Origin of the sequence: Nocardioides sp. NPDC051685 (assembly GCF_044453405.1) — a bacterium.
In the GTDB taxonomy this organism is placed as follows: domain Bacteria; phylum Actinomycetota; class Actinomycetes; order Propionibacteriales; family Nocardioidaceae; genus Nocardioides.
On sequence record NZ_JBITCR010000013.1, the window covers coordinates 34563 to 51449 of the forward strand.

17 protein-coding genes are annotated in these 16887 nt (G+C 69.1%); 6 read left to right on the forward strand and 11 right to left on the reverse strand.

Annotated features, from left to right (window positions below; genetic code table 11):
• Window positions 1-18: 18 nt before the first annotated feature.
• Window positions 19-693, forward strand: a complete 675-nt coding sequence (locus tag ACIA03_RS26080; RefSeq protein WP_396988006.1) for a lysoplasmalogenase — start codon at window positions 19-21, stop codon at window positions 691-693.
• Here ACIA03_RS26080 and ACIA03_RS26085 read toward each other — a convergent pair.
• The 9 genes from ACIA03_RS26085 to gcvT all read right to left on the reverse strand — a co-directional run bounded on the left by ACIA03_RS26085 (window position 690) and on the right by gcvT (window position 9047).
• Window positions 690-2375 (reverse strand): ribonuclease J, encoded by a 1686-nt coding sequence (locus ACIA03_RS26085; RefSeq protein WP_396988008.1) that lies wholly within the window; start codon window positions 2373-2375, stop codon window positions 690-692. The genes ACIA03_RS26080 and ACIA03_RS26085 overlap by 4 nt on opposite strands.
• Window positions 2376-2386: 11 nt before the next feature.
• On the reverse strand, window positions 2387-3274 hold the full coding sequence (gene dapA / locus ACIA03_RS26090) for a 4-hydroxy-tetrahydrodipicolinate synthase (protein WP_396988010.1): 888 nt from the start codon (window positions 3272-3274) through the stop codon (window positions 2387-2389).
• Between the two features lie 16 nt (window positions 3275-3290).
• On the reverse strand, window positions 3291-4229 hold the full coding sequence (locus ACIA03_RS26095; RefSeq protein WP_396988012.1) for an LLM class F420-dependent oxidoreductase: 939 nt from the start codon (window positions 4227-4229) through the stop codon (window positions 3291-3293).
• Window positions 4230-4256: 27 nt separating this feature from the next.
• A complete protein-coding gene (locus ACIA03_RS26100) occupies window positions 4257-4871 on the reverse strand; it encodes a hypothetical protein (protein ID WP_396988014.1) in 615 nt (204 codons plus the stop codon).
• A 480-nt stretch (window positions 4872-5351) separates the two neighbouring features.
• Complete coding sequence (locus tag ACIA03_RS26105; protein WP_396988016.1) at window positions 5352-5903, reverse strand: dihydrofolate reductase; 552 nt, start codon at window positions 5901-5903, stop codon at window positions 5352-5354.
• Window positions 5904-5925: 22 nt separating this feature from the next.
• Complete coding sequence (locus tag ACIA03_RS26110) at window positions 5926-6720, reverse strand: thymidylate synthase (protein ID WP_396988018.1); 795 nt, start codon at window positions 6718-6720, stop codon at window positions 5926-5928.
• A 14-nt stretch (window positions 6721-6734) separates the two neighbouring features.
• The gene (locus ACIA03_RS26115) at window positions 6735-7568 is read right to left on the reverse strand and encodes a PhzF family phenazine biosynthesis protein (RefSeq protein ID WP_396988020.1); all 834 of its coding nucleotides are present in this window, start codon (window positions 7566-7568) and stop codon (window positions 6735-6737) included.
• Window positions 7565-7822 carry a hypothetical protein gene (locus tag ACIA03_RS26120; protein ID WP_396988022.1) on the reverse strand — a complete coding sequence of 86 codons (258 nt, stop codon included), beginning with the start codon at window positions 7820-7822 and terminating at the stop codon, window positions 7565-7567. Before ACIA03_RS26120 ends, ACIA03_RS26115 begins: the two co-directional genes overlap by 4 nt.
• 82 nt (window positions 7823-7904) lie before the next feature.
• A complete protein-coding gene (gene gcvT / locus ACIA03_RS26125; RefSeq protein ID WP_396988024.1) occupies window positions 7905-9047 on the reverse strand; it encodes a glycine cleavage system aminomethyltransferase GcvT in 1143 nt (380 codons plus the stop codon).
• A gap of 77 nt (window positions 9048-9124) precedes the next feature.
• On the opposite strand from gcvT, the gene ACIA03_RS26130 reads away from it, so the two are divergent.
• Both ACIA03_RS26130 and sucB read left to right on the forward strand, forming a co-directional pair.
• Entirely contained in the window at window positions 9125-10666 is a 1542-nt protein-coding gene (locus ACIA03_RS26130; protein WP_396988026.1) for a leucyl aminopeptidase, read from the forward strand.
• A gap of 228 nt (window positions 10667-10894) precedes the next feature.
• Complete coding sequence (sucB, locus tag ACIA03_RS26135) at window positions 10895-12676, forward strand: 2-oxoglutarate dehydrogenase, E2 component, dihydrolipoamide succinyltransferase (RefSeq protein WP_396988028.1); 1782 nt, start codon at window positions 10895-10897, stop codon at window positions 12674-12676.
• Between the two features lie 163 nt (window positions 12677-12839).
• Here sucB and ACIA03_RS26140 read toward each other — a convergent pair whose 3' ends face one another.
• Complete coding sequence (locus ACIA03_RS26140) at window positions 12840-13586, reverse strand: hypothetical protein (protein ID WP_396988030.1); 747 nt, start codon at window positions 13584-13586, stop codon at window positions 12840-12842.
• 139 nt (window positions 13587-13725) lie between these two features.
• On the opposite strand from ACIA03_RS26140, the gene lipB reads away from it, so the two are divergent.
• The 3 genes from lipB to ACIA03_RS26155 all read left to right on the forward strand — a co-directional run bounded on the left by lipB (window position 13726) and on the right by ACIA03_RS26155 (window position 16219).
• On the forward strand, window positions 13726-14463 hold the full coding sequence (gene lipB, locus ACIA03_RS26145; RefSeq protein ID WP_396988032.1) for a lipoyl(octanoyl) transferase LipB: 738 nt from the start codon (window positions 13726-13728) through the stop codon (window positions 14461-14463).
• Window positions 14464-14530: 67 nt separating this feature from the next.
• Window positions 14531-15478 (forward strand): lipoyl synthase, encoded by a 948-nt coding sequence (lipA, locus tag ACIA03_RS26150; RefSeq protein ID WP_141794074.1) that lies wholly within the window; start codon window positions 14531-14533, stop codon window positions 15476-15478.
• 30 nt (window positions 15479-15508) lie between these two features.
• Window positions 15509-16219, forward strand: coding sequence for a DUF4191 domain-containing protein (locus ACIA03_RS26155; RefSeq protein ID WP_396988034.1), 711 nt, complete (start codon window positions 15509-15511; stop codon window positions 16217-16219).
• A gap of 74 nt (window positions 16220-16293) precedes the next feature.
• Here ACIA03_RS26155 and ACIA03_RS26160 read toward each other — a convergent pair whose 3' ends face one another.
• Window positions 16294-16791 (reverse strand): hypothetical protein, encoded by a 498-nt coding sequence (locus ACIA03_RS26160; RefSeq protein ID WP_396988036.1) that lies wholly within the window; start codon window positions 16789-16791, stop codon window positions 16294-16296.
• Window positions 16792-16887 lie beyond the last annotated feature (96 nt).

The following is a 16887-nucleotide window of genomic DNA, read 5'->3' on the forward strand; positions in this document are numbered from 1 at the left end:
CAGGTGTAGTTTGCCGCCATGCAGAGCCTGACAGTCCTCGTCGCCCTTCTCACCGCCGCCGACGCCGTGGCCGACTGGACCCTGGTCTGGCTGTCCTGGGGCCGGCGCCGCTACCTGACCAAGCCGCTGGTGATGGTCGGCCTGATCGCGGTGACGGTGCTCGTCGGGCTCGTCGGGCCGGTCGGCGACAGCGAGCCGGCAGCATGGTGGCTGATCGGCGCGCTCTTCTTCGGGATGCTCGGCGACATCTCCATGAACGGGCCCTCCACGCGGCACTTCCTCGGCGGCGTCGGGTTCTTCTTCGTCGGCCACCTGGCGTACGCCGTGACCTTCCTCAGTCTCGGCCTGGACGCCCCCGCGTGGTCCTGGGTGGGTTTCGCGGTTGCCTTGGTGCTGGGGCTCCCGATGCGTCGCGTCCTTGCCGGTGCCCACCAGATGGGCGGCCGTCCGATGGCGGCCGCCCTGGTGGCGTACTCCCTGGTCATCAGCGCGATGCTCGTGCTCGGCTGGCTGACCGGCAGCATCTGGATCGCTGCCGGTGCGCTGATCTTCGTCGTCAGCGACACCCTGATCGGGCTCAACCTCGCCGAGCACGGCAACCAGCCGCCGCGCCTGACCAACCTGGCGATCATGGTGACCTACCACGTCGGCCAGGCGCTGATCACGGCCGGAGTGCTGCTCGCGCTCTCCTAGGCCTCGATGACCACCGGGATGATCATCGGGCGACGGCGGTGGGTCGAGGAGACCCAGCGTCCGAACGTACGCCGGATGGCCTGCTGCAGCTGGTAGGTGTCGGTCGCACCCTCGGAGATGGCGCGGTTGACCGCCTTGACGATCGGCTGTTTGATCGGGTCGAAGGCGTTCTCGGGCCAGACGTGGCCGCGGGCGTGGATCTCGGGTCCGCTCGAGACCACCCCGTTGACGGAGTCGACCACGACGATGATCGAGACGAAGCCCTCCTCGGACAGGATCCGGCGGTCCTTGAGCTCGGACTCGGTGACGTCGCCGACGGTGGTGCCGTCGACGAAGACGTAGCCGCACTCGACCTTGCCGGCGATCTCGGCCTTGCCGTCGATGAGGTCGACGACGACACCGTCCTCGGCGTAGACGACGCTCTCCACACCGGTCTGGCGGGCCAGGTCGCCGTTGGCGAGCAGGTGGCGCACCTCGCCGTGGACGGGCATCACGTTGCGCGGGCGGACGATGTTGTAGCAGTAGAGCAGCTCGCCGGCGCTGGCGTGACCGGAGACGTGCACCAGGGCGTTGCCCTTGTGGACCACGTTGGCGCCGAGGCGGGCGAGGCCGTTGATCACCCGGTAGACCGAGTTCTCGTTGCCGGGAATCAGGCTACTCGCCAGGAGGACGGTGTCGCCCGGCTCGATGTGCACGAAGTTGTGGGTGCCGTTGGCGATCCGCGACAGCGCCGACATCGGCTCGCCCTGCGAGCCGGTGGAGACCATCACGACGCGCTCCGGCGGCAGCTCGGCGAGCTCCTTGGCGTCGACGATCACGTCCTCGGGCACGTGCAGGTAGCCCAGGTCGGAGGCGATCTGCATGTTGCGGACCATCGACCGGCCGACGTACGCCACCTTGCGGCCGTGCGCGACCGCGCTGTCGAGCACCTGCTGGACGCGGTGCACGTGGGAGGCGAAGCAGGCCACGATGATGCGCTGGTCGGACTCCCGGAAGACCTGCTCGATCGCGGGGGCGATCTTCTTCTCGGCGGTCGTGAAGCCGGGCACCTCGGCGTTGGTGGAGTCGGTGAGGAACAGGTCCACACCCTCCTCGCCGAGCCGGGCGAAGGCGCGCAGGTCGGTGATCCGGCCGTCCAGCGGCAGCTGGTCCATCTTGAAGTCGCCGGTGTGCAGCACCAGTCCGGCGCCGGTGCGGATCGCGACCGCGAGCGCGTCCGGGATGGAGTGGTTGACCGCGACGAACTCGAGCTCGAACGGCCCGAAGGTGATCGTGTCGCCCTCGCGTACCTTGTGCTGGACGGTCTCGCGCAGGCGGTGCTCGCGCAGCTTGGAGCCGAGCAGGGCCAGGGTCAGCTCGGAGCCGACCAGCGGGATGTTCTGCCGCTCACGGAGCAGGTAGGGGGTCGCACCGATGTGGTCCTCGTGACCGTGGGTCAGGACCAGCGCCTCGACGTCTGCGAGGCGGTCACGGATCGGGCCGAAGTCGGGCAGGATCAGGTCGACACCGGGCTGCTGCTCCTCGGGGAAGAGCACCCCGCAGTCGACGATCAGCAGTCGGCCGTCGTACTCGAAGACGGTCATGTTGCGGCCGACCTCGCCGAGGCCACCGAGAGGGGTGACCCGCAGGCCGCCCTTGGGGAGCTTGCCGGGTTCGGTCAGCTCCGGGTGTGGGTGAGACAAAGGCATTCCTTCTAGAGAAGGCCAGAGGCCTCCAGCCCGGCTCGCAGCGCCTCGACCTCGTCGGCGTCGAGTGCCACGAGCGGCCCTCGTACGTTGCGGTTGTCGATCACGCCGGTCAGCTCGAGAGCGGCCTTGGCAGTGGTGGCTCCGTAGTTCGGGACGCCCATGATGGCGTCGATCGCGGGGAGCATCCGCGCATAGGTCTTGCGGGCGGTCTCGATGTCACTCGCCGCGAAGGCGTCGATCATCGTCCGCGTCTGGTCGCCGAGCACGTGGGCGGCGACGCTGATCACGCCGACGGCGCCGTGCGCCAGCCAGGCGAGGGTGAGCGCGTCGTCACCGGAGTAGAGCGAGTAGCCGAGATCGAGCAGGCGGGTGCCGCGCGGGAAGTCGCCGGCGGCCTCCTTGACCGCGACGACGGTGTCCCAGGTGATCGCCTCGCGGTAGGTCTCGAAGGTGATCGGGGAGCCGGTGCGGCCGGGCACGTCGTAGAGGATGACCGGGGTGTCGGTCACCGAGGCGACGGTGCGGAAGTGTTCGCGGATGCCGCGCTCGCCCGGCTTGTTGTAGTAGGGCGTCACCAGCAGGAGGCCGTCGGCGCCGATGTCGGCGGCCTGCTTGGCGAGCTCGACGGTGGTGCGGGTGTCGTTGGTGCCGATGCCGGCCACGATCTTGGCGCGGGCGCCGACGGCGTCCTTGACCGCGGCCAGGATCTCGCCGTCCTCGGCCGGGGTCGTGGTCGGCGACTCACCGGTGGTGCCGGAGACGACGATGCCGTCGTGGCCGTGATCGACCAGGTGCTTGGCGACTTTCTGAGTCTGCTCCAGGTCGACCGAGCCGTCGTCGTTGAAGATGGTGACGAGTGCGGAGAGCACGGTGCCGAAGGGAGCATCAGTCATGGCGTACAGACTATCGTCAGACGCGCGGCATGACCTCGTCGGCTACGAGGGCGAGATGGTCCAGGTCGCTCAGATCCAGCACCTGGAGGTAGATCCGGCTGGCGCCGGCGTCCTCGAAGCGCTTGATCTTGGCGACCACCTCGTCGGGGGTGCCGGCCAGACCGTTCTCACGCAGCTCGGCGGGCTCGCGGCCGATCGCCGCGGCACGGCGAGCGATCTCGTCCTCGTCCTTGCCGACGCAGAGGACCTGGGCGGCGGAGAAGACCATGGAGTCGTCGCGTCCGGCAGCCTCGATGAACCGGCCGACGTTCTCGAAGAGCGCCTGGGAGTCCTCGACGGAGACGAAGGCGGCGTTGAACTCGTCGGCGAAGGTGGCGGCCAGCGTCGGCGTACGCTTCTTGCCGCCGCCGCCCACGATCACCGGGATCGAGCCGGCGTGGCCGCGGGTCTGGACCGGCTTGGGCAGGCCCGGGCTCTCCTTGATCGTGTAGTGCTTCCCCTCGAAGCTGAAGGTGTCCCCCGGTTCGGTCGCCCACAGCCCGGTGATGATCTCCAGTTGCTCCTCGAGCCGGTCGAACCGCTCCCCCAGGGTCGGGAACGGGATCCCGTACGCCTCGTGCTCCTCCTCGAACCAGCCAGCTCCCAGGCCGAGCTCGACCCGGCCGTCGGACATGTCGTCTACGTTGGCGGCCTGGATGGCCAAGACTCCGGGGAGACGGAAGGTCGCCGAGGTGACCAGGGTGCCGAGGCGGATCGTGCTGGTGTCGCGGGCCAGACCGGCCAGCGTCGTCCACGCGTCGCTCGGCCCGGGCAGCCCGTCGACCGACCCCATCTTCAGGTAGTGGTCGGAGCGGAAGAACGCTCCGAACCCGAGCTCCTCCGCCTTCTGGGCGACGGCGAGGATGTCGGCGTAGGACGCCCCCTGCTGGGGCTCGGTGAAGATGCGCAGCTCCATGCGGTTTACCTTAGAGGGGCGAGCTGGCTACTCGCGCGTTCGGGCGCGAAGGCGGGCTGTGGAGCTCAGCTCCCGACGCTCACGATCGGCCGCGACCTGCGCGTCGTAGTCGACGCTCATCGGATCGGCTCGTGGCGTCACGGGCGTTCCCCAGATCGTCCAGGTCGGTCCGTTCTCGATCGGAAGCCAAGTATGGGCGAACTCGGCCTCCCAATCGCCGGGTGGCTCGAGTCGTAGGTCTGCCCGGTTGAGGCCGACGAGGTCGGCGGTGAAGACCACCCAGGCGCCGAGGGTCGCCACCAGCGGAAGCGGTTTGCGGACGGCGATCTGGAATGCGGTGAGCAGCGGCAGGTGCCAGCCGGTGCCCATCACCGCGGCCTGCTCCTCCCAGGTGGCTTTCAGGTCGAGCGGCCGCTGCCGTCCGACGCGGGCGATGAACGGCTGCCGTCGGTCGAGCACCTCGTCACTGCACCTCGGTCGCGCAAGCAGCTCCTCGAAGCGTTCGTTCTCATAGAAGTACGCCGACCCGACCCGGTGCCGCGGTCCGGCCAGCCCCGCACGCAACACCCGCTTCGCCTGGGCTTCGCCCAGCACGTGCACGTCGGCGAGCCGGAGCACAGCCTCGGTCGTACTGATCCACATGTGCCGAACATACGTGCGAGCGCCGACAGAAATGAGGGGAATGATGTGTCGGCGTGGACGCTCTGACACCGCGCTCGGGGACCTCGCGGGTCTACGTCGACATGGTCGGCGACCTGTTTCACGCGGGCCACGTTGAGTTGCTTCGGGCTGCCACGTGGTCCACGGCGACGACCTCAGCCCCGAAGCCGCCGAGGCCGTCTATGGCGCCACAGTCACCGCAGGCAAGCTCCAGTACGTCCCTCGCACATCAGGAATCTCGACCACCGACCTCATCCAGCGGGTCATCGACGCAAAGACGAACGGCTCACTGTGCTGACCTGCGAGTTCCCCGCTCAAGCGGGGAAGTGTCTGCATCGGGGTCGCCCCGCGGCAAGAGGACTGTCCGGCCGCTATGACTGAGGATCCGAGTTTGTGAATCGTTCACAAACTCGGATCCTCAGTCATAGCGCACTGAAACGGATCCCTCTGGCAGCGCGGCTGCTACTGGTCCCGCGAAAGGCCGCTGCCGCAACCGAGCCCACGATCAAGTCTGGCTGGTGGCCGGTCTGGTCGGACCCGCCGTCCCGCCCCAGGAACCTCGACGCGGGCCAGGAACACCCGGTCATACGTCTCGTGCGGCTCGCGCTTCGTCTCGACCCACTCCGCCTCGTCGAAGGGCGGGTAGAGGACATCTCCCTCGGGGGTCAGGTGGACCTGGGTGATGACCTGCTCGGTGGCGTACGGCAGAGCGGCCGCGTAGACCTGCGCGCCGCCGGCGATGATCGTGTCGCCCTGCTCCCCCGCGGCCAGGGCGAGGGCGGAGTCGATGTCGTGGGCGACGAGCACACCGTCGTACGACCAGGTCTTGTCTCGGGTCACGACGACAGTCGTGCGGCCGGGAAGCGGACGGCCGATGGACTCGAAGGTGGTGCGGCCCATGACGAGCGTGTGGCCCATCGTGATCGCCTTGAACTCGGCCTGCTCGCCGGGGATCTTCCAGGGGATGTCGGGGCCGTTGCCGATGACGCCGTTGTCGGCCACGGCGGCGACCATGACGACGCGCCGTGACTCGGTCTCAGACGGCAATGGGGGCCTTGATGACGGGGTGGGGATCGTAGCCCTCCACCGCGATGTCCTCGAGCTCGAAGGCGTCGATGTCCTTGACCTCCGGGTTGAGCCGCAGCCTCGGCAACGGCCGCGGCTCGCGGGTGAGCTGGAGGCGGGCCTGCTCGACGTGGTTGCTGTAGAGGTGGGCGTCGCCGAGGGTGTGTACGAACTCACCGGGCTCCAGGCCGGTCACCTGGGCCACCATGTGGGTGAGCAGGGCGTAGGAGGCGATGTTGAACGGCACCCCGAGGAACACGTCGGCGGAGCGCTGGTAGAGCTGCACGCTCAGCTTGCCCTCGGCGACGTAGAACTGGCACAGCGTGTGGCACGGCGGCAGTGCCATGTCGTCGATGTCGGCCGGGTTCCAGGCGCTGATGACGTGGCGGCGGCTGTCCGGGTCCTGCTTGATCTGGTCGATGATCCGGGCGATCTGGTCGACGTGACGGCCGTCCGGCGTGGGCCAGGAGCGCCACTGGTAGCCGTAGACCGGGCCCAGGTCACCGTTCTCGTCGGCCCACTCGTCCCAGATCGTGATGCCGCGCTCCTGGAGCCAGCGCACGTTGGTGTCGCCGCGCAGGAACCACAGCAGCTCACCGAAGACCGAACGGGTGTGGACCTTCTTCGTGGTCAGCAGCGGGAAGCCCTCTGCCAGGTCGTAGCGGGTCTGGTGACCGAAGACGCTGATCGTGCCCGTCCCGGTGCGGTCGGACTTCTCCACACCCTCGTCGAGGATGCGGGTCAAGAGATCAAGGTAGGACTGCACGGCCCCAGCCTAGGTCAGAGCTCGACCGTGCCACGGATGGTGGTCAGTGTGTCTCCGCCCACCCACACCGCTCCGTCGGCCGCGCGCTCGACATGGACGCGGCCGCGCCGCTTCATGACGGTCCCCTGAGAGGCGACGTACGCCTCCGGGAGCTGCGAACCCGCCAGCCACTGCCCGAGCGCGGCGTTGAGCGACCCGGTGACCGGGTCCTCGAAGGCGACGCCGTCGGCCGGGTAGAACGCCCGGACCTCGACCGCGCACTCGCTGCCCTCGGGGTAGCGGCCGACCAGCCCGACCTTGTGATCCCCCAGCACGGCGTGGTCGGGCGTGATCGCCAGCACGGCCTCCGCGTCGGCGAGCATCACCCCGACCCAGCCCGGTCCGTTGTCGCACCACTGCGCGCCCAGGATGTCGTCGCGGGAGATCCGCAGCCCCTTCGCGATGGCGCCCAGCGTCTCCTCGTCGACCTCGCCGCCGCGGATCAGCTCGGGCGCGGCGAACGCGATCCGCCCGTCACGGCGCAGCTCGACCAGCCCGACGCCACACTCCTGGACCAGGTTCGCACCCTGGGGCTCCCCGCCCGCCTCGAGCCACGCGTGCGCCGACCCGAGCGTCGGGTGACCCGCGAACGGCAGCTCGCCGCCGACCGTGAAGATCCGCAGCCGGTAGTCGGCCGCCGGTTCCGTGGGGGGCACGAGGAAGGTGGTCTCGGACAGATTCGTCCACCGCGCGAACGCGGCCATCTGCTCGTCGGTGAGGTCGTCGGCCCCGTGCACGACGGCCACCGGGTTGCCCAGCAGCGGCTCGTCGGTGAAGACGTCGACCTGACGGAACTCGAAGCGGGTCATGCGGTCAGCTTCATCGGGCCGTAGACCTGCCGGTCGTGCTCGAACAGCACCACCGCGGCCACGCCCGCGTCCAGAAGCTCCTGCCAGACCTCGCCCACCCACGACTCGGCGTCGCTCTGGTTGGCGAAGCGCTGGCCGGCGAGGTCTCCGTCGACCGGCACCTCGGCGCCCGAGGCGTCGACCAGCTGCCACCACCACGGCCGCTCGGCGGCCGTCGGCTGCTTGAACACCGAAGGTACGTCCGGGATGCTCATGCCACCACCTCCGTAGCGCAAGCGCCAGAATACGGACGCGGCGGCATGAATGACTGAATGGTCGCTCGCTGACGCTCGCTCATCAGCCCTCCCGAACGTGCGAAGGGACGAAGGGCGGCCTGGTGAGCTGGAAGATCTCGCGGCGGCCGCGTACGTCGATGCCGATCTCGGCCTCGGGGTTGACCGTGGTCGAGACGAGCACCAGGCCGACGCCCTTCTTCAGCGTCGGCGAGAAGGTGCCGGAGGTGACCTCGCCGACCGGTACGTCAGCGGTCAGGGAAGCGGTCATGTGCGGGCGCGGGATGCCGCGGCCGACGGCGACGATGCCACGCAGGGCGCGCTTCGGGCCGGCCTCCTTCTCGGCGACGAGCTTGTCGCGGCCCCAGAAGGCTTCCTTCTTCCAGCCGACGGCCCAGCCGAGGCCGGCCTCGTTGGGCGTGACGTCGATGGTGATGTCCTGCCCATGGAGCGGGTAGCCCATCTCGGTGCGCAGGGTGTCGCGGGCACCGAGGCCGCACGGCACCGCGCCGAGCTCCTCGCCCCGGGACAGCAGCGCGTCCCAGAGCGCGCCGGCGGCCTCGTTGGCGACGATCAGCTCGTAGCCACGCTCACCCGAGTAGCCCGAGCGGCACACGACCACACCGATCTCCTCGCCGAGCACATCGGGAGCGGCGGCCTCCACGAAAGACATGTATTCGTGACCGGCCGGCAGACCGACCGCCTCGAGCAGCTCGTCGGACTTCGGCCCCTGGACGGCGAGCACCGCGTAGTCGCGGTGGTGGTCGGCGAGGGTGATCGTCTCGGGCGCGGTCGCCTCGAGCCGGCGCACGACCTCGGGGGTGTTGGCGGCGTTGGGGACGATCAGGACGTGCTCGTCGTCGCGGTAGTAGGCGATCAGGTCGTCGACGATGCCGCCGGTCTCCTCGTCGCAGCACAGCGTGTATTGCGCCTTGCCCGGCTTGATCCGGTCGAGGTCGTTGGTGAACGAGGCGTTGACGAAGGCGGCCGCACCCGGACCGCTGATCATGACCTTGCCGAGGTGGCTGACGTCGAAGACCCCGACGGCCTCACGAACTGCGGTGTGCTCCTTGACGACGCCGGCGTATTCCAGCGGCATCGACCAGCCGCCGAACTCGCCGAACTTCGCACCGAGTCCTTGGTGCTTTTCGTGCAGAGGGGACTGGAGCAGCTCCGACCCGCCCCCCGTGGAGGTCTCATCAGCCATGATGCGAACTTATCGCACCTCCCCGACACAGCCCGGTCCACGCCCCCTCCGGGCGCGCCACACCTACACTGCACTGCGTGACCCTGCCTGACATCACCTACACGCTGCGTACCGCCTCTCCTGCCAAGACTCGTGCCGAGGCGGTCGTCGTCGGCATCGGCCAGGGCGCGAAGGACGTGGAGGTCACCGCCGGCGCGGAGGACGTCAAGGCCGCCTACGGCCGTCGGTGGCGCGGGATGCTCGCCACCCTCGGCGTCAGCGGCAAGGCCGGCGAGGTCACCCGTCTGCCCGCGGGCGGGGAGATAGGCGCCCAGCTCCTGGTGCTGGTCGGTCTCGGGCGGCCCGACAAGGACGGCACCTACTCACCCGATGCCGTACGCCGCGCCGCCGGTGCCGCCGCCCGAGCGGTGCCCAACGCGACCTCCGTCGCCGTGTCCCTTCCGGCCGACACCCCCGACCTGGTGCGCGCGGTCACCGAGGGCTACCTCCTCGGCGGCTACACCTTCACCTCCTACAAGTCGGGCGGAGGCAAGTCGGGTGGAGGCAAGTCGGGCGAGGACGGCAAGGGACCGAGCGACGTCGCATTCCTGAGCGCGATCGCACGACGTACGGACGCGGTCACCGCCTTCGAGGAGGCGCAGATCCTCGCGCAGGCGATCGCCGGCACCCGCGAATGGGTCAACGTGCCGCCCGCCGATCTGACTCCGCCCGCGTTCGCCGACGCCATCGTGCACGTGGCCGGCCTGGTCGAGGGCGTCGAGACGACCGTCTACGACGAGAAGCAGCTCGCCGAGCTGGGCTGCGGCGGCATCCTCGCCGTTGGGATGGGCTCGGCGGCCAAGCCGCGCCTGGTCGAGCTGACCTACTCCCCCGACGACGCGCGCGGCCACATCGCGCTGGTCGGCAAGGGCATCACCTTCGACTCCGGCGGCCTCACGATCAAGCCGGGCAGCTCGATGTCCACGATGAAGTCGGACATGGCCGGTGCGGCCGCCGTGGCCCAGGCGACCTTCGCGATCGCCCGCCTCGGGCTGCCGGTGAAGGTCTCCGCGTTCGTGCCGATGGCCGAGAACATGATCTCCGGCTCGTCCTTCCGGCCCGGCGACGTCGTCACCCACTACGGCGGCACGACCGTCGAGGTCTCCAACATGGACGCCGAGGGACGGATGATCCTCGCCGACGCGCTGGTGCGGGCGACCGAGGTCTCCCCGGACGTCGTCATCGACGTGGCCACCCTGACCGGTCACATGGTGATGGCGCTGGGTGACCGGGTCAGCGGCGTGCTCGGCTCCGAGGACGTCGTCGACCGCGTCCTCGCCGCCGCCGACGTGGCCGGCGAGCAGATGTGGCCGATGCCGATCCCGGAATGGATGGACGAGCGAATCCGTTCCTCTAAGGTGGCCGATCTCAACCAGCACGACTGGATCCGCTGGGGCGGTGGGCTGTACGCGGCCGCGTTCCTGCGCGAGTTCACCGGCGGCCTCCCCTGGGCCCATCTCGACATCGCCGGGCCCTCCTTCAACAGTGGGGGCGCCTCGGGCCATCTCACTCCCGGAGGCACGGGTGTGGCGGTGGCAACACTGGTGGACTACGTACGCGAGATGGCTACCGATCAGTAGTGGTCCGGTTGACACAGCGCTGCGGGGGTAGTGACAAGATGGGCCCGTGATCGACGCCCTTGGCCGCTCTTCCGGCGGCATCATGAGTGCGTCGGGCAGGTGTCGGCCCAGACCGATGCGCCTCTCTTCTCACAGAGTCTCCTCGCCGAGCCCTCGGGCCCGGTCGTGGCGGCGCGCGTGTCCGGACATACAAGTAGAGCAACGAACAGACGTAGAACGAAGGAACCCATGGCCACCGAAGTAACTCTCCCGGCACTCGGCGAGTCCGTCACCGAGGGCACCGTCACCCGCTGGCTCAAGCAGGTCGGCGACACCGTTGCGGTCGACGAGGCCCTGCTCGAGGTCTCCACCGACAAGGTCGACACCGAGATCCCCTCGCCGGTCGCGGGCACCGTGCTCGAGATCAAGGCCGCCGAGGACGACACCGTCGAGGTCGGTGGCCTGCTCGCCGTCATCGGCGCGGCCGACGAGGCCGGCGCGGGCTCCGCACCCGCGGAGCCCGCCGCTCCCGCGGCCGAGCCCGAGGCTGCCGCTCCGGCCCCGGCCGCCGAGCCCGAGGCGCCGGCAGCCCCGGCTGCTGCCCCGGCAGCTCCGGCCGAGCCCGCCGCTCCGGCTGCGCCCGCCGCGCCTGCCGCCGGCGGCAACGCCACCGAGGTCGCCCTCCCCGCGCTGGGTGAGTCGGTCACCGAGGGCACCGTCACCCGCTGGCTCAAGCAGGTCGGCGACACCGTTGCGGTCGACGACGCGCTGCTCGAGGTCTCCACCGACAAGGTCGACACCGAGATCCCCTCGCCGGTCGCCGGCACCCTGCTCGAGATCAAGGTCGCCGAGGACGAGACCGTCGAGGTCGGCGCCGTGCTCGCGCTCGTCGGTGACGCCGGCGCCGCTCCGGCCGCCCAGCCCGCGCCCGCCGCCCCGGCCCCGGCCCCGGAGCCCACCCCCGAGCCGGCTCCTGCCCCGGACCCCGCGCCCGCTCCGGCCGCCGCCGCGCCCGCTCCGGCTCCTGCCGCTCCCGCCCCCGCCGCTCCCGCGGCCCCGGCTCACGCCGCGCCGTCCACCGACGGTTCCCCGGCCATCCAGCCCGGCGGCTACGTGACCCCGCTCGTACGCAAGCTCGCCGCCCAGCACAACGTCGACCTCGACACCGTCCAGGGTTCCGGCGTCGGTGGCCGCATCCGCAAGGAGGACATCCTCCAGGCGGCCGCCGCGAAGTCGGCTCCGGCCGCTGCCCCGGCAGCCGCCGCTCCCGCGGCCTCGGCTGCTCCGGCCGCCTCCGCCGCCCCCGCTGCCCCGTCGCCGCTGCGCGGCACCACCGAGAAGATCTCGCGTCTGCGCAAGGTGATCGCCGAGCGGATGACCGAGTCGCTGCACACGGCCGCTCAGCTGACCCAGGTCATGGAGGTCGATGTCACCAACATCGCCCGCCTGCGTGAGGCCAACAAGGCCGGGTTCCTGCAGCGTGAGGGCGTCAAGCTGACGTACCTGCCGTTCTTCGCCAAGGCCGCGATCGACGCGCTCAAGGTGCACCCGAAGCTCAACGCCGGGATCGACCTCGAGGCCGGCACGGTCACCTACTACGACCGCGAGAACATCGCCTTCGCCGTCGACACCGAGAAGGGTCTGCTGACCCCGGTCGTCAAGGACGCCGGTGACCTGTCGATCGCGGGCATCGCGAAGAAGATCGCCGATGTCGCCGACCGCACGCGCAACAACAAGATCACCCCGGACGAGCTCTCCGGCGGCACCTTCACGATCACCAACCTGGGTTCGTTCGGTGCGCTCTTCGACACCCCGATCATCAACCAGCCGCAGGTCGCCATCCTCGGCCCGGGTGCGGTCGTGAAGCGTCCGGTCGTCATCGACGACCCGGACCTCGGCGAGACGATCGCGGTGCGCTACATGGTCAACGTCGCGCTCACCTACGACCACCGCCTGGTCGACGGTGCCGACGCCGGCCGCTTCCTCCAGGACGTCAAGAAGCGTCTCGAGGCGGCTCAGTTCGAGATCTGAGCCTGTGACCCTGCGAGGAACGAGCAGGGTCACAACGCGAAGAGATCGAGCGAGCGTGCGGCTGAGCTTGCGAAGCCGCAACCGCGGGTCGAGATCTACGTAAGAGCAGACAGACGCCCCGGAGCCACTGGCTCCGGGGCGTCGTCTCATTTCGACGTACGCCTCAGGCGTCGTCCATCAGCTCCTCGGCCGCCGGCGCGGTGATGGTGAGCTTCTCGCCGTGCTTGCTGAGGTCGACGCTGATCTCGTTGTCCTCGCCCATCGCCAGGGAGAGACGCGTCAACCGGCCATCGGCGTCGAACCAGCCGTCGAGGTCGCCGTCGCCCTCACCGGTGACGTCCTCACCGACGGCGAAGGAGTAGTGGGCGAGGTCGGCGCCGTCGACCTTCTCCTGACCGACGTAGGTGGTCGAGTCGTCGGCGAGCTCGTCGCGCACGGCGTCGACGAGGGTGAACGGGCTCGGCGTCAGGGCGGCGACCATCCCGCTGAACATGCCGTCGTCCTTCATCCACTCCTTGTCGTCGTCCATCCGCAGGTAGGTGGTCTCGTCGATGGCGATGATCTCCATGACGGTCTGGGTGCCGTCCTGCTCGGCCGTCAGCTTGGTCTGGGACGCGACCGGCTCCTTCTGGTAGTCGCCGACGGTGGTGGCGTTGACGCTCGCTCCGTCCTCCACGGCCTTGACGTCGATCTCCACGTGGACCGTCGACATCGACTCGACGGCGGTGTCGATCAGCTTCTCCGCCTCGTCGCCGGAGAGCTTGGTGCCCGGGTCGATCGCGGGCGCGGCGTCGGAGCCGGTGTCCCCCGACTTTGCGGAGCCCTCGCTCCCGCAGGCGGCGAAGGTGGACATCGCGGCGAGCGCGAGGGCGGCCGCCGCGAGGCGGCGGCGGTTCTGGGTGGTACGCACGTCTGTGCCTTTCAAGACTGAGCCGAAGACTGATCGCTCCCGAGCGCAGTCAGTGGAAACACGCGCATTCTGCTCACAATCTCTTTACCCGCGCGGGGTTGTCGCCAAACCGTTATCCGACCCGGCGTACGATCACGGTGTGACTGAGCTGCGCTTCGTTGAGGTCGGGACGATCGACTACCTGGACGCCTGGGAGATGCAGAAGCAGATCCACCAGCGCGTCGTGGACCGCGAAGAGCCCGACACCGTGCTGCTGCTCGACCACCCGCCGACCTACACCGCCGGGAAGCGTACGAAGCCGGAGGACCGTCCTGCGGATCCCGGCGGCGCGCCGGTGATCGATGTCGACCGTGGTGGCGAGGTGACCTACCACGGCCCCGGCCAGATCGTCGCCTACCCGATCGTGCGGCTGCCGGAGAAGGTCAAGGTCGTCGACTTCGTACGCCGCCTCGAGCAGGCCATGATCCTCACCTGTGCCGCGTTCGGCGTCACCGCCTACCGGGTCCCGGGACGCAGCGGCGTGTGGCTGCCCGCGGGCGAGACCCCGGACGGCGTACGCCGCCTGGAGCGCAAGGTCGGGGCGATCGGGCTGCGGGTGAGCCAGCACGTGACGATGCACGGCATCTCGCTCAACTGCGACGTCGACCTGGGGTGGTACGAGCGGTTCGTGCCGTGCGGGATCTCCGACGCAGGGGTGACCACCCTCTCGATCGAGGCGGGCCGGCAGATCGGCAACGCCGAGGCGATGCCTGTGCTCCACGAGCAGATCGCCGAGATGCTCTCCTGGCGCGACTACGACCAGGGCCCGAGCCTCGAGCCGAAGCCCGATCCGGCGAAGACTCCGCGGGTTCCGCTACTCACTCCGAGCCTGGGCTGAACCGGAGTGACCGTCCAGTAACCTCCTGGCTTCGGGGTTCCAACCCCACGCGGCGTACGCTTGTCGGGTGACTCAAGCTCCTGCCCCAGAAGGTCGCAAGCTCCTCCGTCTCGAGGTCCGCAACGCGCAGACTCCGATCGAACGCAAACCGGAGTGGATCAAGACCAAAGCGAAGATGGGGCCGGAATACAAGGAGCTCACCGCACTGGTGAAGTCCGAGGGCCTGCACACGGTGTGCCAGGAGGCCGGCTGCCCCAACATCTTCGAGTGCTGGGAGGACCGCGAGGCCACCTTCCTCATCGGCGGCGACCAGTGCACCCGCCGCTGCGACTTCTGCCAGATCGACACCGGCAAGCCGACCGACCTGGACCGCGACGAGCCGCGCCGGGTGGCCGAGTCCGTGCAGACCATGGGCCTGAAGTACGCCACGATCACCGGTGTCGCCCGCGACGACCTCGCCGACGGCGGGGCCTGGCTCTACGCCGAGACGGTCAAGCAGATCCACGAGCTCAACCCCGAGACCGGCGTCGAGAACCTGATCCCCGACTTCAACGGCATCCCCGAGCTGCTCAACGAGGTCTTCGAGTCCCGTCCCGAGGTCCTCGCCCACAACGTCGAGACCGTTCCGCGGATCTTCAAGCGGATCCGTCCGGCCTTCCGCTACGAGCGTTCCCTGGACGTGATCACCCAGGCCCGCGACTTCGGCCTGGTCACCAAGTCCAACCTGATCCTCGGCATGGGCGAGACCCGCGAAGAGGTCTCCGAGGCGCTGCGTGACCTGCACGCGGCCGGCTGCGAGCTGATCACCATCACGCAGTACCTGCGCCCGAGCGTGCGTCACCACCCCGTCGAGCGCTGGGTCAAGCCCGAGGAGTTCATCGAGCTGCAGGCCGAGGCCGAGGAGATCGGTTTCTCCGGTGTCATGTCCGGACCGCTCGTGCGTTCGTCCTACCGGGCCGGTCGGCTGTACCGTCAGGCGATCGAGGCGCGCGACGCCTCCTCCGTGGCTTCCTGAGTCCCTGCGTACGAGAACTGAAAGAGGAAGATGTCCCAGACCGACCCGAGCAGCATGAGTCGCCGCCAGCAGATGGTGGAGACCTACAAGCTCACCAAGCAGTCAGACCCCAAGATCGGCCTCATCCTGGGCTCGATCTTCGTGGTCGTCGCCGCGGTCGCCGGCGTGATCTTCTGGCTCCTGCCCGGTGAGGGCGTCTTCTCCTGGATCTTCACGATCGTCGGCGCTCTCCTGGCCGGCCTGCTCGCCGCCATGGTGGTCTTCTCGCGGCGCGCCCAGAAGGTGATGTACTCCCGGCTGGAGGGCCAGATCGGCGGCGGGTACGCAGCCCTGACCATGCTCCGCCGTGGCTGGACCGTCACCCAGGCCGTCGGTGTCGAGCCGCGCAGCCAGACGCTGGTGCACCGCGTCGTCGGCCCTCCGGGAGTCGTCCTCGTCGGCGAGGGCAACAGCCCGAGCAAGGTCCGCTCCCTGCTGGCCAGCACCAAGCGCACCCACGCCCGCGTTCTCTCCGACGTGCCGATCACGACCGTCGTCGCCGGCAACGGCGAGGACGAGGTGCCGCTGCCGCAGCTGACCAAGCACGTCACCAAGATCGGCCGCAACGTCTCCGGCCCCGAGATCACCGACATCCTCAACCGCCTCAAGGCCGTCGACGCCACCCGTGGCGCCATGCCGATCCCGAAGGGTCCCGTCCCGACCTCGATGAAGGGCATGCGCGGCAACCTCCGCGGCCGCTGACCCGTTCTTGAATGGATAGTCCGGGACGTTCCCGTCCATTACTCACAGGTACATGGGCCGGAACGTCCCGGACTTCATTTCCACGTCGAGTTCCATCGCCCCGACGGATCGTCACCCTCGTAGGTCGCACCGTCTAGATCCCGCGCGATGGCTTCCACCATGTCCAACGGGCGGGCGATCTCGTCGCGCAACGCGAGCTCTTTGACGTTTGACGCCCGAATCCAGTTCTCTTCCGCTCCATAGTCGGTGTAGCTCAGGTATGCCTCGTCGCTGTCAGGAACCCTCACGTCGACGACCTTCGAGCCAAGCTTCGTGCCGGCGAAACTCCATCTCGCTTGTGAGGGCGCCTCATCCCCTACCGTGGCTTTGGCATCCAGCGAGATATAGATCGCCTCGTCGGGCGTCGGACCAACGTTCATCGACATCTTCAGGTGAGTGGACTCGATCCGCTCAAGCGAGCCCTTGAGTACGTGAGTGGATGCGTGCGAGGTAGACGCCTCCGGACCACATCCCACCAACGCGACAGCGCACATGGATTCCGATGCGTGGGCGAAGTTCCAGAAGCGTTGCACGACCAATACCAGTCACCCGGGCCGGCGTGCCCGGTTCGCCTCGATCTGCCGGGTGCTTTCGGGGTCGAGAGTCATGCGAGCACAGTGCCACGAAGA